The organism is Vibrio scophthalmi (assembly GCF_040869025.1).
In the GTDB taxonomy this organism is placed as follows: domain Bacteria; phylum Pseudomonadota; class Gammaproteobacteria; order Enterobacterales; family Vibrionaceae; genus Vibrio; species Vibrio scophthalmi.
Genome location: NZ_CP134272.1, coordinates 1,214,854 through 1,239,593 on the forward strand (window position 1 = coordinate 1,214,854; position 24,740 = coordinate 1,239,593).

The 24,740-nt window shown below is 44.3% G+C and carries 18 protein-coding genes; 14 read left to right on the plus strand and 4 right to left on the minus strand.

Annotated elements, in window-relative coordinates:
* Positions 1 to 145 precede the first annotated feature (145 nt).
* Positions 146 to 685 (minus strand): DUF3332 domain-containing protein, encoded by a 540-nt coding sequence (locus RJD38_RS20400; protein ID WP_174269665.1) that lies wholly within the window; start codon positions 683 to 685, stop codon positions 146 to 148.
* A gap of 410 nt (positions 686 to 1,095) precedes the next feature.
* Between RJD38_RS20400 and RJD38_RS20405 the strand changes: the two genes are divergently transcribed.
* The 10 genes from RJD38_RS20405 (at position 1,096) to RJD38_RS20450 (ending at position 13,041) form a co-directional block, all read left to right on the plus strand.
* A complete protein-coding gene (locus RJD38_RS20405; RefSeq protein ID WP_005598456.1) occupies positions 1,096 to 2,328 on the plus strand; it encodes an OFA family MFS transporter in 1,233 nt (410 codons plus the stop codon).
* A gap of 222 nt (positions 2,329 to 2,550) precedes the next feature.
* Positions 2,551 to 3,198 carry an AcfA family outer membrane beta-barrel protein gene (locus RJD38_RS20410; protein ID WP_005598454.1) on the plus strand — a complete coding sequence of 216 codons (648 nt, stop codon included), beginning with the start codon at positions 2,551 to 2,553 and terminating at the stop codon, positions 3,196 to 3,198.
* A 46-nt stretch (positions 3,199 to 3,244) separates the two neighbouring features.
* A complete protein-coding gene (locus RJD38_RS20415; RefSeq protein WP_009385373.1) occupies positions 3,245 to 3,583 on the plus strand; it encodes a YgiW/YdeI family stress tolerance OB fold protein in 339 nt (112 codons plus the stop codon).
* Positions 3,584 to 3,758: 175 nt separating this feature from the next.
* Positions 3,759 to 4,517: a response regulator transcription factor gene (locus tag RJD38_RS20420; protein WP_065546347.1), complete on the plus strand. Its 759-nt coding sequence runs from the start codon at positions 3,759 to 3,761 to the stop codon at positions 4,515 to 4,517.
* The gene (locus RJD38_RS20425) at positions 4,514 to 5,848 is read left to right on the plus strand and encodes a sensor histidine kinase (protein ID WP_065546348.1); all 1,335 of its coding nucleotides are present in this window, start codon (positions 4,514 to 4,516) and stop codon (positions 5,846 to 5,848) included. Before RJD38_RS20420 ends, RJD38_RS20425 begins: the two co-directional genes overlap by 4 nt.
* Positions 5,849 to 6,086: 238 nt before the next feature.
* Positions 6,087 to 8,003: a TonB-dependent receptor domain-containing protein gene (locus tag RJD38_RS20430; RefSeq protein ID WP_065546349.1), complete on the plus strand. Its 1,917-nt coding sequence runs from the start codon at positions 6,087 to 6,089 to the stop codon at positions 8,001 to 8,003.
* 13 nt (positions 8,004 to 8,016) lie between these two features.
* Positions 8,017 to 8,922 (plus strand): siderophore ABC transporter substrate-binding protein, encoded by a 906-nt coding sequence (locus RJD38_RS20435; protein WP_065546350.1) that lies wholly within the window; start codon positions 8,017 to 8,019, stop codon positions 8,920 to 8,922.
* A 213-nt stretch (positions 8,923 to 9,135) separates the two neighbouring features.
* A complete protein-coding gene (locus tag RJD38_RS20440) occupies positions 9,136 to 10,335 on the plus strand; it encodes a sugar efflux transporter (RefSeq protein WP_367971482.1) in 1,200 nt (399 codons plus the stop codon).
* A gap of 124 nt (positions 10,336 to 10,459) precedes the next feature.
* On the plus strand, positions 10,460 to 12,817 hold the full coding sequence (locus RJD38_RS20445; RefSeq protein ID WP_367971483.1) for a fatty acid cis/trans isomerase: 2,358 nt from the start codon (positions 10,460 to 10,462) through the stop codon (positions 12,815 to 12,817).
* Positions 12,818 to 12,855: 38 nt separating this feature from the next.
* Positions 12,856 to 13,041 carry a hypothetical protein gene (locus tag RJD38_RS20450; protein WP_005598439.1) on the plus strand — a complete coding sequence of 62 codons (186 nt, stop codon included), beginning with the start codon at positions 12,856 to 12,858 and terminating at the stop codon, positions 13,039 to 13,041.
* 53 nt (positions 13,042 to 13,094) lie between these two features.
* Here RJD38_RS20450 and RJD38_RS20455 read toward each other — a convergent pair whose 3' ends face one another.
* Genes RJD38_RS20455 through RJD38_RS20465 form a run of 3 tightly spaced genes read right to left on the minus strand, consistent with a single transcriptional unit; the run spans position 13,095 to position 17,996 of the window.
* Complete coding sequence (locus RJD38_RS20455; protein WP_406853273.1) at positions 13,095 to 14,423, minus strand: sigma-54-dependent transcriptional regulator; 1,329 nt, start codon at positions 14,421 to 14,423, stop codon at positions 13,095 to 13,097.
* Positions 14,344 to 16,704, minus strand: a complete 2,361-nt coding sequence (locus tag RJD38_RS20460) for an ATP-binding protein (RefSeq protein ID WP_367971485.1) — start codon at positions 16,702 to 16,704, stop codon at positions 14,344 to 14,346. Before RJD38_RS20460 ends, RJD38_RS20455 begins: the two co-directional genes overlap by 80 nt.
* Positions 16,704 to 17,996 carry an ABC transporter substrate-binding protein gene (locus RJD38_RS20465; RefSeq protein WP_367971486.1) on the minus strand — a complete coding sequence of 431 codons (1,293 nt, stop codon included), beginning with the start codon at positions 17,994 to 17,996 and terminating at the stop codon, positions 16,704 to 16,706. Before RJD38_RS20465 ends, RJD38_RS20460 begins: the two co-directional genes overlap by 1 nt.
* A 290-nt stretch (positions 17,997 to 18,286) precedes the next feature.
* On the opposite strand from RJD38_RS20465, the gene RJD38_RS20470 reads away from it, so the two are divergent.
* The 4 genes from RJD38_RS20470 (at position 18,287) to msrB (ending at position 24,655) form a co-directional block, all read left to right on the plus strand.
* Positions 18,287 to 19,666 carry an MFS transporter gene (locus RJD38_RS20470; RefSeq protein WP_065431595.1) on the plus strand — a complete coding sequence of 460 codons (1,380 nt, stop codon included), beginning with the start codon at positions 18,287 to 18,289 and terminating at the stop codon, positions 19,664 to 19,666.
* Between the two features lie 152 nt (positions 19,667 to 19,818).
* Entirely contained in the window at positions 19,819 to 21,297 is a 1,479-nt protein-coding gene (pyk, locus tag RJD38_RS20475; RefSeq protein ID WP_367971487.1) for a pyruvate kinase, read from the plus strand.
* Between the two features lie 266 nt (positions 21,298 to 21,563).
* Positions 21,564 to 23,330 carry a formate--tetrahydrofolate ligase gene (locus tag RJD38_RS20480; protein WP_367971488.1) on the plus strand — a complete coding sequence of 589 codons (1,767 nt, stop codon included), beginning with the start codon at positions 21,564 to 21,566 and terminating at the stop codon, positions 23,328 to 23,330.
* 158 nt (positions 23,331 to 23,488) lie between these two features.
* Complete coding sequence (msrB, locus tag RJD38_RS20485) at positions 23,489 to 24,655, plus strand: peptide-methionine (R)-S-oxide reductase MsrB (protein WP_367971489.1); 1,167 nt, start codon at positions 23,489 to 23,491, stop codon at positions 24,653 to 24,655.
* Positions 24,656 to 24,740: the final 85 nt, after the last annotated feature.

Consider the following 24,740-nt stretch of genomic DNA (forward strand, 5'->3'; position numbering starts at 1 on the left):
CCCTACTTGTATATAGTCTAAATATAGTGATCATTCGTTATGCCATTGAGTTTATACGACAGACATCACATACCTTTGCTGGGCATTTTCCGTCGGGCACAAAAAAGCCCTCAATTTTTGAGGGCTTGAAATCCTAGCGCTTCAATTAGATTTGAGCTGAGGTAATGTAATCGCTCAACTCTTGGTTAGAAACGGTTGTTACTAACTCATCATTCAAGTAAAAGTCTACACTTTCAGCGCCTTTGACACCGCGCAACACTTTGTGTTGGCCGTCAATATAGGTAATGTCCATCTGCATGGTGTCTTCATCAATTTGCGACATGGTCGCATTCTCGATGTTATTGGTGCTGGTTAGCGGTACGCCCGTTAATGCAGGATCCAATTGACCATTCACTTTGATGTAGTTTTTGGTTGGCGTATCGACAACCGCTGGAGAACGACCCGATACCGGGTTAGTACCCGTCCAAAATTCAATTGAGTTGAAGATGAATAGGTCAATCGTACCAGCCAAACCATATACTGGTGATAGAAGTAAGAATACACCTTCACGACCGTAGCGGTTGTCGACAATCTCAAGGTTAAATTTCGACACAAGTCCCGTTGTCGCCATTTGACCCATACAGCCCGTTAGAGACGAAACGCTCAGCGCCGTTACCACCGCCATTGTTACTGCTTTTGCTTTCATTATTACTACCAAAATTTCAAATTCGGCGCGCATGCTACTCTCAGTCATCTCTCTTGCAAAGAGATATAAGCCTTAATTGACAGAAAACTAACCGGTTTCAAATAGTGCTAACCGCCAGTTAATATCTCTTCATATAGAAATAAATACAGTAACTTATTCCTTTTGGGATGCATTCGTTTGGTTGATGAATTCAAGCCAATTCCACTCAGCCTTTAAAGTACAAAGAAGTTACATAAACACCAAATAATTAACATACAGAATTAATTTTAAGAATCTCGGAAAAAGAGATTCCAATCACACTTCAATTGGTTATAATTCGCGCCCATTGCGCTTTATGTTGATAAACGCAAACTTATTTTTAATATATCGAGTGTTAACCATCCTCAGAAATGGGGACAAATGAGAAGAATATGAGCAAGATTGATAAAGCTTCACGTATCCTTTTAGCAGGATTCTGTATCAACCTTTGTCTTGGCATCCTGTATGCTTGGAGTGTGTTTAATAAAGCGTTAGTCACTGAATCTGGTTGGAGTGCTGCAGAAGCATCTGCACCATACGCAACAGCAACTATCACTTTCTCTATCTGTCTTCTTGTTGCAGGCATCCTTCAAGACCGTATGGGTCCTCGCATGATCCTTATCCTAGGTACAGTTCTTACTGGCCTTGGCATGATCGCCTCTGGTTTTGTTAATACACCAATGATGCTAAACATCACTTTCGGTGTAATTACTGGTGCTGGTATCGGTTTTGGTTACGCGTGTCTTTCACCTTCAGCGATGAAATGGTTCCACCCGTCGAAGAAAGGTATGGTTAACGGTCTAATCGCTGCAGGTTTTGGCCTTGCTGCTATTTACCTTGCACCAGTGACTTCTGCACTGATCGATAGCATGGGCATTCAAACCAGCTTTAAGATCCTAGGTGTTGGTATTTTGTTGATTGCAGTTCCTCTAGCGGCAACCATCAACAACCCAGCGGCAGATTACACGCCAGCTGAGCCTAAACTAAAAGAAGGCCAAGCACCTAAAGCGGTTAAGAAATCTGAAGACCTAACTTGGAAAGCAATGCTTAAAACACCACAGTTTTACTCACTGTGGATCATGTACGCACTTGCAGCGTCAGTTGGTCTTATGATCATCGGTAACATCACTACAATCGCAAGCGTGCAAGCTAACCTGCCAAACGCAGTTTACCTAGCATCGCTTCTAGCAATCTTTAACTCAGGCGGCCGTGTTTGTGCAGGTATGCTTGCAGATAAGATTGGTGGTGTTCGCACTCTTCTTCTAGCGTTCGTTCTACAAGGTATCAACATGGTACTGTTCGCAACGTTCCAATCAGAAGTAACATTGATCATCGGTACTGCGGTTGCAGCAGTAGGTTACGGTACGCTACTAGCGGTATTCCCTACTCTAACCGCTGAGTTCTACGGCCTGAAAAACTACGGTACTAACTACGGTGTGCTTTACACATCATGGGGTATTGGTGGTGCAATCGGCGCGGCAGTTGTTGGTTTCTCAATGACTAACGGTGACGGTTACGGCCTAGCTTACACAATCTCTGCAGTAATGATGGCTGTGTGTATTGTACTAGCACTTGTGACTAAGCCTCTTTCAGAAGCAAAAGTTGCTGAGCTGAAAAACGCATAATTGCGAATTAATTTAAAACGAAAGGCTTAACCTAACGGTTAGGCCTTTTTTACGTCTATATCTAGCTTGAACTTCTAACCTATTCATCTGCTGACTGTTTATTTGCGAAAGCATAAATTTCACCTCTTCAGATTATCTCAACAAGGCTTACACTTCTTCCTTCACGAACACTTCACATTCTTGCACGCATACTATGCGCACAATAACTAAGAGAATGAAATCATGAAGAAAAGTTTACTCGGTCTGCTCGTTATCTGTTCTTTTTCTGCAACGGCAGCCCCCTATGTTGGATTGGAATATGGTTTTGGTTCAAGCAATACCGATTTTGACAGCACTTTCAAAGCTGAAGGCATCAAACTCGAACCCAAATCAGATGATGGCATCATGGCTGTATTTCTTGGCTACTCCGTTTCCCCTTCATGGGCCGTAGAGCTTGGTTACAGCCAATTTGACCTTGACGATAGCCAGTCGAAAAAACTAGGTATCGCCAACGTGGGAGGTAAAGATTATCACCATGAAATGGAATGGGATTCATCAGTAAAAGCAAAACAGATCTCTCTTGCACCTGTTTTCACCTATGCTTTAAACGATCGCTGGTCGACTAAACTTAAAGCCGGTCTAACCTATACTCAGTACAAGTCGAGTGAAAGCAAATCTGAAGAATACGAGCTGGTTACTAACGACGACATCGAAATGGACAACAACCTATTTCATCGTTCATCAGACAGTAATGAGATTGGAGCAATGTTTGCACTCGGTACCGAATACGCAGTTCTACCGCAATTAACTGTGGGTGCAAATGTTAAGTATCAGCTAGATAACTATGCCAATACGGCCTCATTCAACCTAGGCACAACCTATTACTTCTAAACTAATGCATCTAAACTAATACTTCTGAATAATAAGAGAAATCAAAATGAAAAAAATGCTCACACTCTCTGCTTTATTACTTGCTTCCAGTTCTGCTTTCGCGGCTTTCAACGGCCCTGAAGTTGCCTCAATCAATGCGGTAAACGAAGCTCTCAATGCAAAAGACGATAGCTTTGTCATCCTAACGGGCAATATCACCAAGTCTTTAGGTAATGAAATGTACTTGTTTGAAGATAAAACGGGTGAGATCCAGATCGAAATCGACGATGACAACTGGATGGGCGTTGATGTCACTCCACAAGATACCGTTGTGATTCGTGGTGAAGTCGACGGTGAGTGGACAACCACTACTATTGATGTTGATACTGTTCAAAAGCTCAAATAAGCGCCCACTCCAACCCTGTACAACCCGCCTAGTGCGGGTTTTTTTATGACAAGTTTGCTCAAAGTTGTCATCTCACACGCAAAACTTACATTCACACAACCTATTCTTTTGAGTAAATTGAAAGTTAATTAAATATAATTGATAATGCGAATCATATTCACTTAGGCAAATTATGATGTTTGATGCATTTCACTCAAGCCCGGTTACAAACTCTTCATTGAGTCACGAAGATGATACGTCTACCCAAACAATATTGTTGGTAGAGGATGATCTTAATCTCAACCATCAGCTCACCGCACTGCTGCAAGCAAATAGTTACACTGTCACCAATCTAAAGTGTGGTGCGCAAGCGTTAACGCTATTGAAAATGCGTCAGTTTGATTTGATCTTATTGGATGTTAACGTGCCCAATGTTGATGGTTTTGGCTTACTAAAATACGTCCGTTCTCACTCGCGAACCCCCGTCATTATGCTGACCGCATATGGGGCAGAAGAGCATAGGATAAAAGGATTGCGCAACGGTGCAGATGATTACATTAGCAAGCCATGCAATTTCGAAGAAGTGAAACTAAGAATAGAGGCAGTGCTTCGTCGAACCCAGCAATTAGCCGCTCCAACTTCCTCACGTTACCTTAGTTATCAAGAATTAACACTCGACAAACAATCCTACCAAGTCACCGTGACCAAATATGATGGCGAAGAGCAATTAGTTCTCACCCCGATACAATTCAAATTACTTTGGACTCTGGTACAGCATAAAGGCGCAGTACAGAGTAAACCTTTTCTCTATCAAGCTGTTTTAGAACGTGAATTTAGCCCTTATGACCGGGCACTTGATATGCATTTAAGCCGCGTGCGTAAGCAACTTTCTTCGCTTGGTATGGCGCAAGGCCGCATCCAAACGGTTCATGGCAAGGGATACATCATCAAATGAAACGGATTTTATTTTGGCGCTTATTTGTCATTCTTTCTCTTGGCGGAGTGATGTTCTTTTCATTGCTGCACAGCGCTGCATTGCTCTCCAATGAAAAAATGAGCTACATCGAAACACAGCACCAACAAGAAATACTTCAATGGGGAGATACTGCACAACAATTTATAGAACAAGGTGATACGCAAGGTCTGAACCAATGGTTAACGCAACTCGCTAACCAAGAACAAACCTGGGCGACCGTAGTGAAATCGCAAATTGACGTGGTAAGCGGCAATCCTCTCAATCAACGTTTTTGGTCAGGCTACGGCATTGGCCGGAATGTAGAGTGGAAAATCCATCTCGATTTCCCGGACAATCCCATAATGGAAGTGGCACTCTCGCCCAGTAATCATCACTTTTTGATTATATTACCCGAACGTATGCGTCCAGGCAGTTATATGTCTCACGCATTTTGGCTGTTTCGCTTAGTGATCCCATTTATTGCCCTACTCAGTTTAACCATCTATTTATATCGTTACGTAATGCGTCCTCTGCGTAGCTTTCAAAAAGCAACCGATGCTTTTAGCCAAGGAAACTATCAAGCGAGAGTAAGCCATTACCTTACTCTGGGTAACGACGAGATGAGTCAGGTCGCGAAGACATTTGACATGATGGCAGAACGCACCGAGAACGTCATAGAACACAACCGCAACCTAATTGCTGAGATGTCCCATGAAATTCGCACTCCGCTCGCTCGAGTTGAAATGGCAACAGATTGTGTGGAAAGCCAGATTGATTCTTACGCTATGGTTGAACGTATCCGCACCGAGGTTAAAAACATCCGTCATATGGCGGAAGATACCCTAACTCTGGCGTGGTTAGAAAACGAACGCCCTAACTTATGCCAAGAGTCTTTCGACTTAACTGAATTACTTGATGCCATCATTGAAGATGCTCGATTTGAATACCCAGACCGGACGATTTCCTGTCAAATGCCCGCGAGTATGATGTTAACTCACTCGAATCAACGTGCCCTTTCTCAAGCGTTAGAAAACATCATCCGTAACGGTCTGCGTTACACACCTGCAGGGGAAATGTTAATGATCACAGCCGACAACTCAGAACACGCTATCAGCATTACCATCTCAGATTCCGGACCCGGGCTTGACCCTTCACTGACCAAAACCATCTTCCGTCCTTTCTTTAAGGCCAATAACCAGAAAGATGCTCGAAAAGGCTTTGGGGTTGGGTTGGCATTGGCTAAACGCCACATAGAAGCGGTTAATGGTACCGTAGAGGCCAAAAATGGCAGAGGTAAGGGGCTCGATATGGTCGTACTACTACCCGCCTGACATGATAAAATGAGGTCGCTAAAAAGAGTGCCGATTTAACAACTTCACGATAACTCACAAACAGCTTAAACAGGCGTTAAAGGACTATTTATCCGGTAATTTGCATGACAAACACAAAAGCTTTAAAGCGTTTAGGGCATTGATTTGTAACAGTTGTAAAAGTCATTTACTCAATATGGGCAAATCTTCAAAATCCACAACCGATAATAATTCTCATTTAGTTAAGGAGTTTGCGGGAATGGATACCGTATTTAAGTTAAGCCCAGTGGCAATTGCCCTCATCGCATTTTCAACATCCGCTCAAGAAACAGAAATTATTGAAGTCACGGGACAACAGCTCATTGGGGTTGATACCATCATCACCGCTGAAGAGCTTTCTCAACGTCAAGCGAGTGATTTGAACGATGTGTTTCGTAACGATCCTGAAGTTACCGTCGGCGGCTCTTCAGGGATCAGTCAAAAAATTTATGTCCGTGGCCTTGAAGATACCATGCTCAATGTCACGATTGACGGCGCACAGCAAACAAGTAATCTGTTCCATCATCAAGGTCGTTTATCGATTGAGCCTGAACTGCTAAAACAAGTCGATATCAGTGCCGGTGCAGGCCGTGCAACCAATGGACCTGGCGCTTTGGGTGGTGCAATCCAGTTCAAAACAAAAGATGCCCACGATCTTCTGCACAATGGCGATAAGTTTGGTGCACAAGTTAAAACAGGTTATTACACCAATAACAAAGGTCAAAAATACTCAGCAAGCGTTTACGGCGAAGTCACTGAAGGGCTTGGCTTACTCGCTACCTACGGCTATGTCGATGGCGATAACATCAAAGATGGCAACGGCGACGAACAAGACTATACCGCCACAGAGCAGCACGTTGGCCTGATTAAGCTTTCAGGGCAAATTAATCCCAATCACTACCTTTCTCTTGCGTATGATTTTCGTGATGACGATGGTACGCGCCTAACGAAACCGCACTTCCAACCTAGCTTTAAAAATACGCCGCTTGAACAAGAAGCCGATCGTAAAACCGCGACGTTAAACTACCGCTACACGCAAGGAAACTATATAGCGATTGACGCAACGGCGTACAATACCCGTTCACGAATTGCGCACCTCGACAATCCTCGATGGGGCACCAGCGATGGCACCATCGAGACCTTTGGCGGAAAACTGTTTAATACGGCAACAGTGCAACAACATACTGTCATCATTGGGGCGGACTACCGCGATGATGAATCAGAATTTGAAACCAACTGGGATGGCAATCGCTTTGACCATGAAAAAGGCAAAGTCTACGGCCTATTCATCCAAGATGATTGGCAGATTAACGACTCAGTGTTACTAAGCGCTGGTGCTCGTTACGATTGGTATAAGCTCACTGATAACATCGACCAAGAGTTTGAATCCTCGGGCTTTAGCCCTAATGTCGCTATCGATTACGAAGTGGCCTCTGGCGTGGTGCTTTTTGCTAATTATGCCGAAGCCTTTCGCGGCCAAACCGCTAAAGAGTTATTTATTATCGATTGGTATGAAAACGATCCTAATCGCGGACCAGAGCGCGCAAAAAACTTTGAGTTTGGTACCCGCGTAATGAAAGAGAACTTCTTTGCCGGAATCACCGTGTTTGATAGCCGAATTAAAGATGTCGTCGACAAAGATGCCACCAGCGGTCATTACACCAACGTTGGTGAACTCATTACCACTGGCGTCACCGCCTATGTGGGTGGCCATGTTGGCCAATTTTCGACGCAGCTTGGTTACAATCAATCGAAGCCGGAGCTCAATGGCGTTCCTTTGAGTGATGGTGACAGTACATTGGGTACCTCAATCGGCGACACATGGGTGCTTGATCTCAACTATACCGTATCTCAAGCGCTGCAGTTTGGTTGGACATCCACCTTCGTTGAGCGCCTTTCAGATGTTGCGGATGAATCAACCTATCCTGAAAAGCCTGGCTACGGCGTTCATGACCTCTATGCGCAATGGCAGCCTATCACCAACGAAGAACTCATTCTCACTTTCTCTGTGAAGAATGTGTTTGATAAGCAATACTTCGATCATGGCTCTTACATGGGCATTATTGGTAGTGAAGTCGCACAAGGCTACGCATCTGCTGGTCGTGATCTTCGATTCAACCTTAGCTACGCGTTTTAGAAAGGTACCGCCCATGTTTAACACAGCCAAGATATGGCTATTGACCGCCCTGATGGCGGTCTCTCCTTTAGCGACCAGCGAGACGATCACTATCGAACATCCTTTAGGTTCAACCTTAGTGACAACTCAACCAACTCGTATCGTGGTGCTTGGAATGGATGCACTCGATGTACTCGATTATCTTGAAATTAAGCCTATCGGCGTAGTCAAAAGGCCTATGCCTGAGTATCTATCCAAATATCAAGATCAAGAATATGCCAGCGTCGGGACGTTGCACGAGCCTGATTTTGAGACAATTTATTCCTTAAAACCTGATTTAATCATCGCCAGCAATCGCAGTTCCTCAGCCTACGAAGAATTATCTAAAATTGCGCCAACCGTTGTTTTCATGGTCGATTCACGTCGATTTTGGCCGACGACTCAACTGGCATGGCGCATGATAGGGGATATTTTTCAGCGCAATGAGGAGATCGAGAAAATCATCACGGCAACCGAGAGCAAAATCAACGCTATTGCCCATGTCGCCTCAGCAAAACAAGCTCGAGCACTAATGGTAATGGCCAATGGCGACAACATTACAACCTTTGGCGCGGGCTCTCGTTACAATGCCATTTTCGATGAATTTGGTTTCAAACAAGTGGTAAACAATAACGTGACTGCGGCTCATGGCGATTTGATCAGCTATGAATTTATCGCAGAAGCCAACCCCGATTATCTATTGGTGATCGACAGAGATAAAGCAATCGGTCGTCAGTCTGGCTCAGCAAAACAAGGCTTTAGCAATGCACTGATTAATCAGACCAATGCCGGCAAGCAAAATCGCATCACGGAGTTAAACCCACAAGCTTGGTACATCTCTGCCAGTGGTATTACCGCCACGCAAATCATGATTAACGATATTACGATGGCATTAGAGTAGCAGCGATGCCATTTTTGCCGCGAGCGCCACCTCGCGGCCTTTTCTTTATCGTTTGAGCACAAAATAAGGATTTGTCAGAACCATTTTATTGTGCGATTGAGTTCAATATTCCAACTAATTTATCAACTAATAAACAACCACTGAGCTTTACACTAGACGTTCTCATAACCTTTATCACTATACCCTACGCGGGTACAATCAGAGAGCACTCCCTTGGGTAATCTTCGTGCATTATTAAGCGGACAAAGCGGCGTGCTGTTCGCGATCAACTGTGTGACCGCACTTTCGTTTGCGTTTATGTTACCCGTCATGAGCCTATTTCTCATAACGGAACTCAATACCCCACCCGCCTATTTAGGAATCTACACCACTTTAACGTCGATCATCACCATTATGGTCAGCCAAAAACTAACCGGATTAATAGACCGAGGAGTTTCCAGTAAACATCTGTTTTGTTTCGCGTTGTGCGGTATTATCGTTTCCGCGATCGGCTTTTCATATGCTGAAAACTTCTGGCACGCTCTCTTAATTGGTTGCACCGTTATGCCAATTGCTTCGAGCGCAATCCCACTGATTCTGACCATGGTCAGAAACTATGCCGACGCAAGCGGACAAAATAGCGCCAAAATCAATTCACAGATGCGCTCATCAGTATCATTATTGTGGATATTCGGTCCACCACTGGCCTTTATATCCGTTGATAAATTCGGCTTCACCACCAATTATTACCTATCTATTAGTTTCGCGCTGTTGGTATTACTCATCGTTACCTTAACGCTAAAGACGCCAACAACGAATAGAAGCAATCAGAAACCAACGGCCAATACTTCATTACCAAAACAAGTATGGTTTCTGGCCTTAATTGTATTGCTCGCAAATATTGGCAACAGCACTTATATCAATGGTATGCCGCTACTGGTCACTCGTGAACTTAATTTACCAACATCTTATCCTGGCTTTTTGTTTGGCCTTACCGCTGCGGTAGAAATTCCGGTGATGCTAATGGCGGTTAATTGGGCTGAGCGCTGGGGTAAACCTGCGATAATACGCTGGGGATTTCTCAGTGCCATTTTGTTTTATATTGGCATGTTGCACGCACAAACAATGCCAGCACTGTTAGCCCTCCAAATATTGAACGGCATCTTTTTCGGCATTTTTGTCGGTCTCGGTGTGACCATTATGCAGGATTATGCTCCCGGCAGTATTGGAAAAGCCTCAGCTATCTACACTAACGCCATGCTTGTTGGCACAATGATTGGCACGAGTTCTATGGGAGTTATCTCTCAATATTTTGGTTTTAGAATGATTCTATTTTCTAGCCTGGTAGCCATTAGCTGCGCATTAATTGCCCTGACCGGATTCATACTAAAAAATCCTCTTCAAGATGATAATCAAGCATCAACAGTGAACTAAATTGTGAATTTATCAGAAAAAACCTACATTTTCGCTTAAACACTAAACAGTTGTAATCTCATGACTAACCAGTTTGATAATCAGTCGTTATACTTACGATAACTTCAAACTACTACGATATACCATGAGTTTACGTAAAATATTCCTTCTTTGTCTGGTCACCATTTTTTCAGGCTGCGCCACCTATGCTGGCTTAAACTTCGACCAATTATTTGGTGAGCCTCAAGTTCGTGAACGCCGAGCTGATATAGGTAGCGAAGCCAGCAATCAATTTTTGGATGACGTAAAACCCATCATCAATAACCGCTGTGTCGTTTGCCATGCCTGTTATGATGCGCCATGCCAGTTGAAAATGAGTTCCGTCGAAGGGATAGATCGTGGCGCAAGTAAAGCACTCGTCTATGAAGGCACTCGTTTAACGGCCACAACACCAACACGTCTGTTTGAAGATGCTGATACCACTGAGCAATGGCGAGCACTTGGTTTTCACCCAGTACTCAATGAGCGTAATCAAAACTCAACCGCCAACATTGAAGCCGGTTTAGTCGCACGCTTGTTAGTACAGAAAGAAGAACACCCTTTACCCGATCAAGTGCAGTTAAAAGGATTTGATTTTGCCACCGATCGTGACCAAGTATGCCCAACCATTGAAGAGCTCGATCAATATCAAAATGATTATCCAACTTGGGGAATGCCTTATGGTATGCCTAACCTTTCTGAGCAGGAATACTCTACGCTAATCAATTGGCTAAATGATGGCGCCATAATGAATAAAGCGATTCCTCTGACGTTTGAACAACAAACGCTGGTTAACGTTTATGAGACACTATTTAACGGTGATAGTCATAAACATCAACTGGTCGCACGCTATGTTTATGAACACCTGTATTTGTCTCATCTCTATTTTTCAGAACTTGATGACGCGAAGCCCCGCTTTTTCACTTTAGTTCGCTCGGCAACTCCTCCAGGCCAGCCGGTAAAGCGTATCGCCACTCGCCGCCCTTATGATGACCCACAAGTGGCACGTGTGTACTATCGTCTTATTCCTGAGCAAGGCACTATCGTTGATAAAACGCATATGCCGTTCGCTCTCAATGAACAACGCATGCGACACTGGCAAAGCTGGTTTTTCTCCGATGACTATCAGGTAGAAACATTGCCTAGTTATGATGCTGACGTCGCCGCGAATCCGATGACAGCTTTTACTGCACTACCTGTGAAAGCACGTTTTAAGTTCATGCTCGATAACGCGCAAAACACCATTTCTGCCTTTATCAAAGGCCCAGTTTGTCGCGGACAACTCGCATTGAATGTTATCAATGATCACTTTTGGGTTTTTTTCTTAGATCCAGACAAGTCAGATTTGCCTGAGGTCAACGCCTTTTATCGTTCTCAACAAGATAACCTCAGACTGCCAAGCGAGTTGGAAAGCAACACGCTACCGATCACTAACTGGGTCTCCTATTCGCGTCAGCAAGCACGCTACTTAGAAGCTAAGTCCAATTTTATCAACCAGACATTTAAAGATGGTCAGTACCTAGATACCAATCTTATCTGGACAGGCAATGGAACTAATCCTAATGCCGCTCTGACGATTTTTAGACACTTCGATAGTGCGTCAGTGGTGCGCGGAATGGTGGGCCAACAACCTAAAACTGCATGGGTTTTAGATTATGCCTTGCTAGAACGTATCCACTACTTATTGGTGGCGGGATTTGATGTGTACGGCAATTTTGGCCATCAACTGATCACTCGCATGTTCATGGACTTCTTACGTCTAGAAGGGGAAAGTAACTTTGTTGCCCTACTGCCACGTGATGTGCGCCATAAAGAACAATCAAGCTGGTACCAAAACCAAAGCTCACAACTCAGCGATTACTTACAACGTAATGTAAAACCGTTTGATCAACCCACCCAAGTTCCTTATCACACCAACGATCCTAAGAAAGAGTTGTTCGATATTTTACAGCGTAAGCTCGAACCCGTTCTCACGGATCGCTATGACATCGTCAACACAGGCTTTAGTGCTGATAATCAAGCATTGCTGCGTCAAATCAGCCATATCCAAGGTGAAGGCTTACGCCCTATTCCGCAGATCATGATGCTGATGATTGAAAGCGATAAAGGCCATCAACAGCTGTTTACGTTATTGCACAATAATGCGCATACCAACATCTCTAGCTTATTCGATGAGGAGAGCAATCGAGATTATGCTCATGATTCGCTAACCTTAGTAAGGGGAGTGATCGGCAGTTATCCTGCTGCGTACCTATCTCTTGAAGAGAGTCAAATCCCTGCCCTAGTAAATATGTTGAAAAATATGCGCAGCGAAGATGACTACGTTAAGTTATTGGATGCCTTCTCGATTCGCCGAAGTAATCCCGATTTTTGGTCTTTCAGTGACAGTGTTCACCGTTGGTACCAGCAAGATCAACCGATCGAATTCGGATTACTTGACTACAATAGATTTGAGAATAGGTAGAAATCATTAACTCTTCTTTCCTATTTGAGGAGGTGTGTATGAGCAGCCAAGATACGATACGATCTATCGAACAACAGATTTACGTGGCTTGTTCAGAAGGTGACTATGATACCCTTAACATGCTTGAACATCAGTTAGAACGGCTTCGCAGTAAAGCGGAACACCCTTTTGACGATGATCCTTATGCGCCAGAGGGAAAAATCTTCCCCGACGATGAGTGGTAAGTCGCCCTGCATATTTTAAAGCCCCAACTTGGGGCTTTTTGTTTGGGTGGTGTTTATTTGGCTTTGAATAAATCTTTTTCCAAGCCATGTTTTTTCATGCGTAGGTAGAGCTTTTTACGTGGAACTTGCAGATAGTTTGCAGCCTCAGCAACCTTACCTGAATGTAAATACAACGCATCTTCGACCAGTTGTTTTTCATAATCTTCAATCAATTCGTCCAGCGGTGAACGCATCGATTCTTGAGTATAACAACGTTCCTTACCGGTTAGTTTTACGATTCCAATCGCATATAGCTCCGCAACATTTCTCAGTTCACGAATATTACCAGGCCATAGATGCGAACGAAGGACTGCAAGATAATGAGAGTCAACTTTGGGCAGCGTTTTACCTAACTTACGACAACTTTGCTTCAAGAAATGGTGAAACAAGGGCGCGATATCATCCGGACGCTGATTTAACGACGGCACTTTTATTGTGCCTTGGTTAATTAGGTAAAACAGTTCTGGAATAAGAAGCTCAGATGCAACCAGTTCTTCCGGCACAGAATCAAAGATTGACAGCAACGTAATTTGACGATGATTACAACGTTCAAGCAAGATTAACTGCTGGACCAACTGGCGTTGTTCACTCTCATTTAATCGTTCGATACCACTGAGAATTAAAGTCCCCTCAAAGCCTTTTTCGAGGCAATTCGACAATGCACGATATTCTTCGCCCAACTCAAAACGAAATTCACTCAAAGCAGGTTGTGGGGTTGTCATTTGATGAATCAAATGCGCAATATTATGTCGCCCGGTACCCGAGTCACCATAGATAACAACATGAGAATTCAGCAATGCATACTGAGCCACGTGTTGACGAATCTGTGTAATCTGCGCAGATTGCCCAATAATGTTCTTATCTATCTGTTGGTGTAAATTCTTTTTTTGTTCAATGTAGCCTCGGCGTAGCTCCAAATATTGCTTCACTTGAACCAACAACTCAGGCGGATTAATCGGCTTCTCAATAAACTCGCACGCCCCTTTTTTAACCGCATCCACCGCCATGGGAATATCACCATGACCTGTAATCACTATCACCGGAATGAGTGGATCCAATGCTTTAATTTGGTTTAGCAACTCCATACCATGCATTTGTGGCATGTACATATCGAGCAACACCACCCCCGGCCAATCAACGGTGATATATTGCAGTGCGTGAGTCGGATCGTCGATGCATTTAGCGGTTAAGCCAGTAATCGACATCAAATGAGCATACGAATCGAGTACATCTTTATCATCATCAATCAGTAAAACTGAGAAATTACTTTTGTTCACTAGGTAACTCCATAACAACCATGGCTCCTCTATCAACACTTGAAGCCAAATAAATATGCCCGCCATTCGATTCAATTAATGAGCGGCAAATATTGAGCCCTAATCCAAGTCCGACTTCTTTTGTGGTGGTGAAAGGCGAGAACAGTTTATCCATAATTAACCCATCAAAACCGGTTCCATTATCGACAATAGCAAAGCGATGAAAGGGACCATCTTTGCCTAAATAGCACACGTTGACTTGCTTTTCCTGTTGTCTCGATTCAACCACCGCATCACAGCCATTAACGAGTAGATTAACGAGTACTTGCTCCAAGCTTACATCGTTTACCCACACAAAAGCGTCGGTTGGAATATCGCTTTCGATGTGAACTTGCTGGCGCTTAAACTTAGTGGAAACCAGTATTGTTGCTTGCTCTACCAACTCCGCTAACGGGTGCTGCTGCTGAGATTGTTTACCATCCGCTTTACGGGCAAAGTGTCTTAGATTTTTAATAATCTTACTCATGCGACCAACCAGCCCACTGATCTGATTAATCGAATGGTTCACCGCACTAATATCCCCTTGTTCAGTGAACATTTGCGCGCTATAAACATAGGTCGACATCGCATTAAGTGGTTGATTGAGCTCATGCGCTAAACTGGTCATAGTCTGGCCTACTACCGCCATTTTCGCGGCCTGAATCAGTTCGTTCTGAGTATTTTTCAGGTGTAACTGCGCGCGTTTTCGCTCCATTACTTCCAGAGTTAACTGCTGGTTTTTCTGCACCAGATCGCGCGTTTTTTCTGCGACTAGCTGCTCTAACTGCAGCGCTGTATGAGTTTGTTGAGTCACATCGGTAATTGTCACAATTACCTTTTGTAAATTCGCATGGCTAAACAGTTGAAAGTCAAAATGTAGATAGCACTTTCTTTCTTCTCCCTCCAGAGCCAACGTCACTGACTCTTGATCTGAAATCGCTAATTGACCATAAGAGGTAAATACATGGCGTAACTTGGCTTGATTTTCCGCGTTGAAACTAGCCCAAATTTTTTGCGGTTCACAAACGGTTTGTAAGCCTAATAGCTGACGTGCACTTAAGTTAGCCGATTCAATTTGACCGCGTCGGTCACAGGTAACCAAACTTGCGGTGGTATTGTTAATTAAACTAATCGCATTGGTGCGTTGGATCTCTCGTACTTTATCGCCATATTCAATCAATTTTTCACTCAATCGCCCAATTTCATCTTTGCCATCAACTTGAATCGGATGGCTAAAGTCATCATTGATGATTGCGTCAATACTGCTACTTAGTCGTGTTAATCGCCCTACAATCCGTTTATTAATAAAGTAGTAGGTCAAAAATAGACTGATTAAAATCGATAGGCTAAAGCAGACTAACAACACATGGTTACCGTAAGAAACCATCTGGGTTGTTTCTTGCTTAACCAATACAAATGCCTCATCAGTTTCCACAATAAGCTTGGCGATTTGCTGATGCACAGATTCTAAGCGCTGATCAATTTCTATGTTGGTTTGCTCTAAACGGTGGTCCAGCGCAACGTTCTGTAACAGTAACTGATGAAACTCACCATCACTCTTCAGTAGCATGGTTAGTTCATTGATCAATTGTTGATAGGCGATTGAGGCTGGATGCGCAAAAATACTCGTACTCAAGTTATTCAATTCAGCTAAGCGATAATGAATCATGGTTAGGCCATTGTTAACCAACTCTTTTTGCGGTGCGGAAATCACTTCCTCAAGCATCGCATAAACTGTGTTTTCTAAATCGAGCACCTGCTGAATCGTATTTAGGATTGCCAACATATCACGGGTATCTTCACCTGAATCATTGCGTTCGATTCGCCAGTGATACTCTTGTCTCAATGGTGTTAGCTCAGTTGCAATGTCTTGATGTAACCAATTGAGCTGCTCACGAAAGCGATCTATCGAACGTTGGTGGTCGATTTTAGATGATACTTGCTTCGCCAATAAATCAACGGAGCGATCAAGCTGTTGATAAAACAACTCAAAGTGCTGAAGTTCGCTTTGAAGATGATCATTCTCAGTTAAAGCTCGCTTCACTTTATCAATTTCGTTACTTAATCCTTGCCACTGTGCTTCAAGCTCGACCTTGTTATTGGCGTTAGCGAGCAGATCAACCCGACGACGGATCTCGCTACTACGACTTTCCAACACGTAGCTCAAATTGTACTTAGGGACATTGGATTCAAGTAAACTTTCAACCTGACCATCCAACTGATTCCAAGTCCCCCATGCAACTAAACACGCTATCGTCAACATTAAACTACTGCACGAAAACGCCGCCACCAGCTTCGCACCAATAGTATGACGCTGCTTCAATCTCATTATTTAGCCTCTGCTTTCAGATCTTTGAGCTGCACTTCCACTTGTGCCATGCTCTCTGCCAACGCTAGCGTGAGCTGATGATCAAATTCAGCCATCAAGACCTCACTTTGGTTCCGCTCCAGCGCCGTTTTTGCATTGAGCCGCATGATATTTTCGCCCCTCTGTTGTACTTCTTGCTCATCAAATGGCAGTGTAAATAACAACATTTTGATCTGCGCTAAGCGTTCAAGGTGTTCAACTTTGGTTAATTGCTTTTCGAGTGTGGTAATGGCGAGCCAACTGTCCTTTAGCATCGGTAAGCGCTTGGTGATTGCCATATCAAAAATTTTATTTACTAATTGCTCTCGCATCATCACAGTGGAAAACGCGATGGTTGGTAACGCATCAGAATAAAGTTGATCATCCATCAACGCATGTTTAGCAAAACTACTGTGGTCGAGCTTGGCTTGTACTTCATTTGATAGCAGCATTTGTACAAACTTCTGCGTGTATTGGTCACGACCTTTATCCGAAACCTCGGCGATATACGTCGGCATTAAGGTGAAATCCTGATCATAACTAAACTGCAAGTGGTCGAAGCCTTTTTGCAATAGCAGCGCATAGCTATCAATCGTTGGGCCAATACCAAACTGGCCTTTAGCTACATAGTCACTAACACCAAAGCTTCGCGCCGAAATCGTGCCTAAATTGGCGCCGACGTTCAAAATAATGCGCCAGCCTTTTTCCCAGCCATATTGATGCAAAATGCTTTCAATCATCAGTTGAGTAGTGCCCGAACGAGAGGGCGTACTCATGGCGATATGGCCAAAATAAATGGGGTCTATCAGCGCAGCAAATGACTGTGGTGCAGGTAGCTGTTTGGCTGTGAGATAATCTTGATTCCACACAATACCCGCTCCCGAGTAACCTAACACTGCGACCTGATCCTTAGGCGGTAAAATAAATGACTTCATCCATTGTGGTGCACTAGTTCGCCACTTAATGACATTCAACCTGTCATGCTCAGCGAGTTGCTGCATCAAAAAGGGCGACGAGCTCAGCACCATATCTACATCTTGAATGTAGCTTCGGTTAAGTAATTGAATCGCTGATTGAGTGCGCCGGTGAATCAACCGAACTTCTACCTGAGGGTAAAGTTGACTAAATTGCTCAATCAATGCATTCAGTGGTTCGCGAGAAAAAGTGGTTAAAATCACTAATTCATCCTGCTTTTCCTGGCCATAAACGGGGGAACAAGCACAAAAAAACGCCAAACCTAACCCTATAAGTTGCTTAACTACCTTGTCTCTCACTTCACAAAAACCTTGCGTTATGTGCGCCAATTCAAAAGTCTCAATTGTTACCTAAAAAAGATGTTGAGCCTGTTTGAGTCACAACTGACGCAGACTCTAAACCGTTGATGGCAATTTTATCAGCAAGTGATCAGTAAGGAGTGGTCATAATTCCCGTTTTGACTCATTAAAAACAATGGATTGAGTCACTTTTGTCCCAAAAGCCCTGTTTTGTCTATTTATCTCTCGTTATCGATGATGGTTGCGTTGAAACAACCTAATTTAAATTTCGATAGAACACGGAGAGCACTATGCTTAATTTCTTCAAAACACGTCCGGACCTTCCTTTGTCCGATAGCTCAAAAGAAGCGATGCAATCGCGCTTCAAAAGTTTCCAATGGCAAGTATTCTTAGGTCTTGTTTTTGGTTACGCCACTTTCTATGTCGTTCGTATGAGCTTAGGTGTGGTAAAAAAACCAATGCTGGATGCTGGCATCGTAACCATTGAAGAACTCGGTTTAATGGGTTCAGCATTCTTCTTCACTTACGCGATAGGTAAATTCTCGAACGGCTTCCTTTCTGATTATGCCAATATCGGCCGATTTATGTCGTTCTCACTACTACTATCAGGCGTAACGGCTATCGCGATGGGCTTAAACACCGCAGGCTTGTTCTTTGTTATTATTTGGGGATTGAACGGTTGGTTCCAATCCGTTGGCTCTGCGCCCTCATGCGTGTCTCTATTCCAATGGTTCTCACCAAAGCAACGCGGTACTCGCTACTCAGTTTGGGGCGGTTCTCGTAATATCGGCGAAGGTATCACTTGGATCTTAACTGCAACGCTTGTGAGCTACTTAGGCTGGCGTGCCGGCTTTATCGGTGCGGGTATTGCAGCTATCGCAGCAGCACTATTTATGTTCTTCATCCTAAAAGACCGTCCACAAACTTACGGCCTTCCTGATGCAGCAACTGCGTTTGATGAAGAACCAGAAAGTAAAAAAGCTAACGATCCTAAAGAAACGCGTCGCGCGCAACTATTTGTGCTCAAACAACCCGTCGTGTGGCTAATTGCGGCTGCTTGTGCTGCGATGTACGTATCACGTTATGCAATGTCTTCATGGGCTGTACTTTACCTTCAAGAAGTTAAAGGCTATTCACTAATTGACGCGGGCTTTGCCATGTCAACCTATCCTATTGCTGGCCTAGCGGGTGCTATTCTGTCTGGCTTTATCTCAGATAAAATCTTCAACGCCAATCGCCATATTCCAACGCTACTTTACGGCATTGCCAACATCTCAGGTATGTGCTTAATGTTCTTTGGCCCAGATGATCGTATGGTTGATGCTGTTGCACTTGGCTTGATTGGTTTTGCCATCGGTGGTTTGGTGGTCTTCCTTGCGGGTCTTACCGCTTGTGATCTCATGCCTAAAAATGCGGTTGGTGCTGTAAAAGGATTCATTGGTTTATTCTCTTACATTGCAGCTTCTGCACAAGAAGTCGTGTCGGCATCACTTATCACTATTACTGAGATTGATGGCGTAAAACACTATGACTTTGGTAACGCACAGTACTTCTGGTTAGCGGCTGCGGTTGTTTCACTCATCCTTGCCCTGACAGTTTGGAATGCTAAAAAAGTGATCATGGAAGATGAACCGTCTGATGCAACATTGACGATGAAACCTAGTCACTAATCTCATTACCCACTCGCCGTCTAATACATTAGCGAGTCGCCAAAAATTAGAATAAGGCCCCCAATTCGGTTAGCAGGGAACCCTTCGCTGCTAACCGCTTATTCCCTTATCGAATCACCTTCCTCCTTCCTTTTGTCGTTATAGGTACAAATATGTGTAAAACTAAAATTGTCGCTACACTTGGACCAGCATCGTCATCACCAGAAGTATTAACCCAGTTAATTCAAGCCGGTGTCAATGTGGTACGTCTAAACTTTTCTCACGGCAGTGCTAATGAACATAGAGAACGAGCTTCGCTGGTTCGTTCTATTGCGACTGAACTGAACAAAACCGTCGCCATTTTGGCCGATCTTCAAGGGCCTAAAATTAGAATCTCTTGTTTTAAACATGGTCCAATCGTTTTGAAAAAAGATGACGTATTTTATCTCGACGGCAACCTTGCCAACGATGAAGGCTATTTACAACGCGTTGGCCTTGACTACCCAGAACTGATCGATGATCTCAACATCGATGATGTATTGCTTTTGGATGATGGCCGCGTACAGCTGCACGTCGACGAAGTTAATCGCACCGAACGCTGGGTTAAAACCCACGCATTAAATGGCGGTAAACTCTCTGATCGCAAAGGCATCAACCTGCTCGGCGGTGGGTTATCCGCCCCAGCTCTCACCACCAAAGACAAAGCTGATATCGTTACCGCGGCACAGATTAAGGCTGACTTTATCGCGGTTTCGTTTCCCCGTAACGGCGAAGATATCGCTTATGCCCGACATTTGGTACAAAAGGCTGGCAGTGATGCGCACATCGTAGCAAAAGTCGAAAGAGCGGAAGCAGTGGCAAGCAATCAATCTATGGATGACTTAATCGAAGCTTCTGATGTGATCATGGTTGCACGTGGCGATCTCGGGGTGGAAATTGGTGATGCGCGCCTTGCCTTCACACAAAAAAAACTGATCGAACGCGCCAAGCTACAAGGTAAGCCAGTGATCACCGCTACCCAAATGATGGAATCGATGATTGATAACCCACTGCCAACTCGCGCCGAAGTGCTTGATGTTGCTAATGCGATTATTGATGGTACCGATGCAATCATGCTATCAGCAGAATCTGCCGCGGGGGCTTTCCCGATTGAATCGGTCGAAGCGATGGTTCGTATTGCTAAAGGCGCGGAATTGGAACTCGAATGTAGTCAAAATTGCTGGGAAGATCTCAACCATCTTTGCTCGGATCCTGGTAAAAGCTTTGCGCTCTCTTCGATGATTTCAGCGTCACGTGTCCACCAAGATCTCGGTGTTGCTATTTTAACTCAACACGGTGAAACACCGCGTTTGATGTCTCGTTGTCAAAGTAAAGCCTCAATATGGGCACTGAGTGACAATACCCGCCTATTATCAAAGCTCGCTTTGCTGCGCGGTGTTTCACCACTGTATTTCTCTGCGAGCACCGCAATGCCACATGAAATGCCGCGATTAATCGCCGAGCGATTAGTAAGTCACACACAATCGGCTAAAATCAGTTCATTGCTGATCACACAACTCGAATCGGTAGAGGGTAGCGGTAATATTAATGTTTGCCGACTACTTAACTTAAAAGAATACACCTCTTCTCACCATTCAGAAGTCGCAGTGTAGCGCCCACCCTTCCCACATTTAGATTGTATTTATTACCCTCAGAAAGTTCCCCCGTTTTCTGCTCCACAGGGATTTGGCCTGCCATTTGGCAGGTCTTTTTTCTATGCGTTATAAATTTTTCTTGTGGAATTTAACCGCTGAGCTCATAGTGACTCACTTTTGATGAGCTACGTGCTACAAACTATTCCTTTACAAAGCACAATTTGACGCTATTATGCTTGCGCAAACGTTTGCTCATCCATTTATCTCGCAATATTGAGGGTTTTATGCTGTCGGATATCAACATTTGCCGAAGCGCGAACTTAGCACCAATTGGTGACGTTGCCATTCGTGCCGGCTTAAAAGAAGAAGAATTTCATAGCCAAGGCAAGTACAAAGCGAAAGTATCACTAAATTGCCTTAAACGTCTAAATGACCAGTCAAACACTACAACACAAAACAGCGGAAAATTAATCGTTGTGACTGCTATTACACCCACCCCACTTGGCGAAGGCAAAACGGTCACCACCATTGGTCTGGCGCAAGGTTTAGCGCAATTAGAACGCTCAGTCATAGCTTGTATTCGCCAACCTTCGATGGGGCCAGTATTTGGCGTAAAAGGCGGCGCTGCCGGTGGCGGTTACTCTCAAGTCGCACCGATGGAAGAGCTCAATCTGCACCTAACGGGTGACATCCACGCTGTTACCGCCGCGCACAACCTAGCCGCAGCGGCAATTGATGCACGTATCTTCCACGAGCAACGCAATGGTTACGACGATTTTGAACAGCGGAGTGGTTTAACCGCACTGCGAATTGATTCAAAACGCGTGGTGTGGAAGCGTGTCATGGATCATAACGATCGTGCTCTACGCATGGTTACTGTCGGCCAAAATGAGCTCGGTAAAACCATCAACGGCTACGAGCGCGAAGATGGCTTTGATATTTCAGCGGCTTCTGAGTTAATGGCGATATTAGCGCTGGCTTCCGATCTTAAAGATCTGCGCGCGCGCATTGGCCGCATTGTCGTTGCTTATAATTTAGAAGGTCACCCAGTCACAACCGAAGATCTCCAAGTGGCAGGGGCAATGACCGTTAGCATGCGTGAAGCGATTGAGCCAACGCTAATGCAAACCCTTGAAGGTGTGCCGACGCTTATCCACGCAGGACCGTTTGCCAATATCGCCCATGGTAACTCTTCAATTATTGCTGACAACATCGCGACGAAACTGGCTGAATTCACTGTGACTGAAGGTGGCTTTGGCTCAGATATGGGCTTTGAAAAAGCATGCAATATTAAAGCGCAAGTATCTGGAAAAGCACCAGATTGTGCGGTCATTGTGGCAACATTACGTGGATTAAAAGCGAATTCAGGTCTGTATGATCTTAAACCGGGCCAAGCAATCCCTGACTCACTATTTAGTGACGATTCTGCGGCGCTTGAAGCTGGTTTTGATAACCTAAAATGGCATATCGACAACGTCAGTAAATATGGCGTTCCTGCGGTTGTGGCAATAAACCGTTTCCCGCAAGACAGCGAACACGAATTGGCCAGGCTTAAAACCATGATTGAAGCACTACCAAATCACGTTGAAGTTGCGATCAGTGAAGGTTTTGCCAAAGGCGGTAAAGGCACTCTAGAACTGGCGGAAAAAGTCGTTCAGCAGTGCCAAGTTGCTACGCAATTCAAACCGCTTTATCAACTAGAACAGACGACCGAAGAAAAGCTGATGGCGGTGGCTGAAGTCGGTTATGGCGCCTCAAGCGTCACCCTCAGTTACCAAGCACGCCAGCAGCTTGATGAATATCAGAAGCAAGGATTTGATAATCTTGCTGTCTGCTTAGCCAAAACACCGTTGTCAATTTCGACTGACGGGAGTGTGAAAGGCGCCCCAACTCACTTTAATGTGCCAATTCGAGAGCTCAAATTGTGCGCTGGAGCCGGCTTTATCTATGCTCTGTGTGGTAACGTCATGACAATGCCCGGTTTGCCTGAAAAACCCGCATTTATGAACTTAGACCTTGATGATGATGGAAACATCATTGGATTGAGTTAGTTAAGAAAGCGAGCGAAGTAGCTCGCTTTTTTTCGTCTATCCATGATTGATCTCTGGCATCATAAACGCATTACTACTCCCCTTTCTGAATATATCCTGTAATTTTTTGCTCGCTTAACCGTTCTTATCGGTATAAAGGAAAAGCAAATGAGGATGGTATGAAGAGAACATTTTCTACGTTATTGCCAATCATGGCTATTTTGCTCGTCGTGGCGTCATTTATTGGCCGCGCAAGTAGTGATATGGATAGCAACGCGAGTCAGCATAATGCTAAACCGGCCGTGCCAGCAGGGGCGAATATCGAGACTGCAACACTGGCCGGCGGGTGTTTTTGGTGTACGGAATCTGACTTAGAAAAGCTTCCGGGGGTGATTGATGTGGTTTCCGGATATTCAGGTGGCGCGCAAGAAAACCCAACCTATAAGCAGGTTTCTTCAGGAACATCAGGCCATATTGAAGTTATTCAAGTCAAATATGACGCCAATGTGGTGAGTTATGAGCAGATCCTCGACCAATTGTTCCGTCACATTGACCCGACCGATAATAAAGGCTCATTTGTTGATCGCGGCGCGCAGTATCGACCAGCCATTTTCTATCATAATGCCGAACAGCAACAGATTGCTACGCAATTCATGACGGAAATTGACCAACTGGGTGTTTTCCAAAAACCACTCAAAACTGAGTTAGTCAAATTCGAGAAATTCTGGCCCGCAGAAGAATACCATCAAGATTATTACAAGCGTAATAAGGTCCGCTACAACTACTATCGCTACGCTTCTGGTCGCGACCAATACCTCGATTCAATCTTTGGCGATGACAGAGAAGCCAATCCAATCACTTTGCGTCAAATGATTGATGAGCATAATGGCCTCACCCAAGGTAAAACGTTCACCAAACCGAGCGATGATGAACTCAAAAAAACACTGACAGAAATGCAGTATTACGTAACACAAGAAGATGGCACCGAGCGCCCATTTGAAAACGAATACTGGGACAATAAAAAGATGGGTATTTATGTTGATGTCGTGACAGGAGAGCCGCTGTTTTCATCAACCGACAAATATCGCTCTGGCACGGGTTGGCCAAGCTTTACCAAACCAATCAATGACGCTTTTGTGGTGATCACCACCGATTACAAATTGATTTATCCACGAAAGGAAGTACGCAGCCGATTTGGTGATTCTCACCTAGGCCATGTTTTTAAAGATGGTCCAGCACCAACAGGATTACGCTATTGCATGAATTCCGCATCAATGCGATTTATTCCTAAAGAACAATTGGAGCAGCAAGGTTACGGTGAGTATCTCTACCTATTTGATAGTTAATGGCGAGTCGGTCATGTGATCGACACTGCCACTCCGCCAACCTTAAATCAAAGCCCAACTTTTGTTGGGCTTTTTATATAGATAG

Bases quoted from the DNA above. Each gene is read 5' to 3' on its own strand.
- RJD38_RS20405 (WP_005598456.1), top strand. From the start codon at position 1,096: ATGAGCAAGATTGATAAAGCTTCACGTATCCTTTTAGCAGGATTCTGT.
- RJD38_RS20445 (WP_367971483.1), top strand. From the start codon at position 10,460: ATGAGTTTACGTAAAATATTCCTTCTTTGTCTGGTCACCATTTTTTCA.
- RJD38_RS20480 (WP_367971488.1), top strand. From the start codon at position 21,564: ATGCTGTCGGATATCAACATTTGCCGAAGCGCGAACTTAGCACCAATT.
- pyk (WP_367971487.1), top strand. From the start codon at position 19,819: ATGTGTAAAACTAAAATTGTCGCTACACTTGGACCAGCATCGTCATCA.
- RJD38_RS20450 (WP_005598439.1), top strand. From the start codon at position 12,856: ATGAGCAGCCAAGATACGATACGATCTATCGAACAACAGATTTACGTG.
- RJD38_RS20415 (WP_009385373.1), top strand. From the start codon at position 3,245: ATGAAAAAAATGCTCACACTCTCTGCTTTATTACTTGCTTCCAGTTCT.
- RJD38_RS20460 (WP_367971485.1), bottom strand. From the start codon at position 16,704: ATGAGATTGAAGCAGCGTCATACTATTGGTGCGAAGCTGGTGGCGGCG.
- RJD38_RS20425 (WP_065546348.1), top strand. From the start codon at position 4,514: ATGAAACGGATTTTATTTTGGCGCTTATTTGTCATTCTTTCTCTTGGC.
- RJD38_RS20400 (WP_174269665.1), bottom strand. From the start codon at position 685: ATGAAAGCAAAAGCAGTAACAATGGCGGTGGTAACGGCGCTGAGCGTT.
- RJD38_RS20435 (WP_065546350.1), top strand. From the start codon at position 8,017: ATGTTTAACACAGCCAAGATATGGCTATTGACCGCCCTGATGGCGGTC.
- RJD38_RS20470 (WP_065431595.1), top strand. From the start codon at position 18,287: ATGCTTAATTTCTTCAAAACACGTCCGGACCTTCCTTTGTCCGATAGC.
- RJD38_RS20430 (WP_065546349.1), top strand. From the start codon at position 6,087: ATGGATACCGTATTTAAGTTAAGCCCAGTGGCAATTGCCCTCATCGCA.
- msrB (WP_367971489.1), top strand. From the start codon at position 23,489: ATGAAGAGAACATTTTCTACGTTATTGCCAATCATGGCTATTTTGCTC.
- RJD38_RS20455 (WP_406853273.1), bottom strand. From the start codon at position 14,423: ATGGCGGGCATATTTATTTGGCTTCAAGTGTTGATAGAGGAGCCATGG.
- RJD38_RS20410 (WP_005598454.1), top strand. From the start codon at position 2,551: ATGAAGAAAAGTTTACTCGGTCTGCTCGTTATCTGTTCTTTTTCTGCA.
- RJD38_RS20420 (WP_065546347.1), top strand. From the start codon at position 3,759: ATGTTTGATGCATTTCACTCAAGCCCGGTTACAAACTCTTCATTGAGT.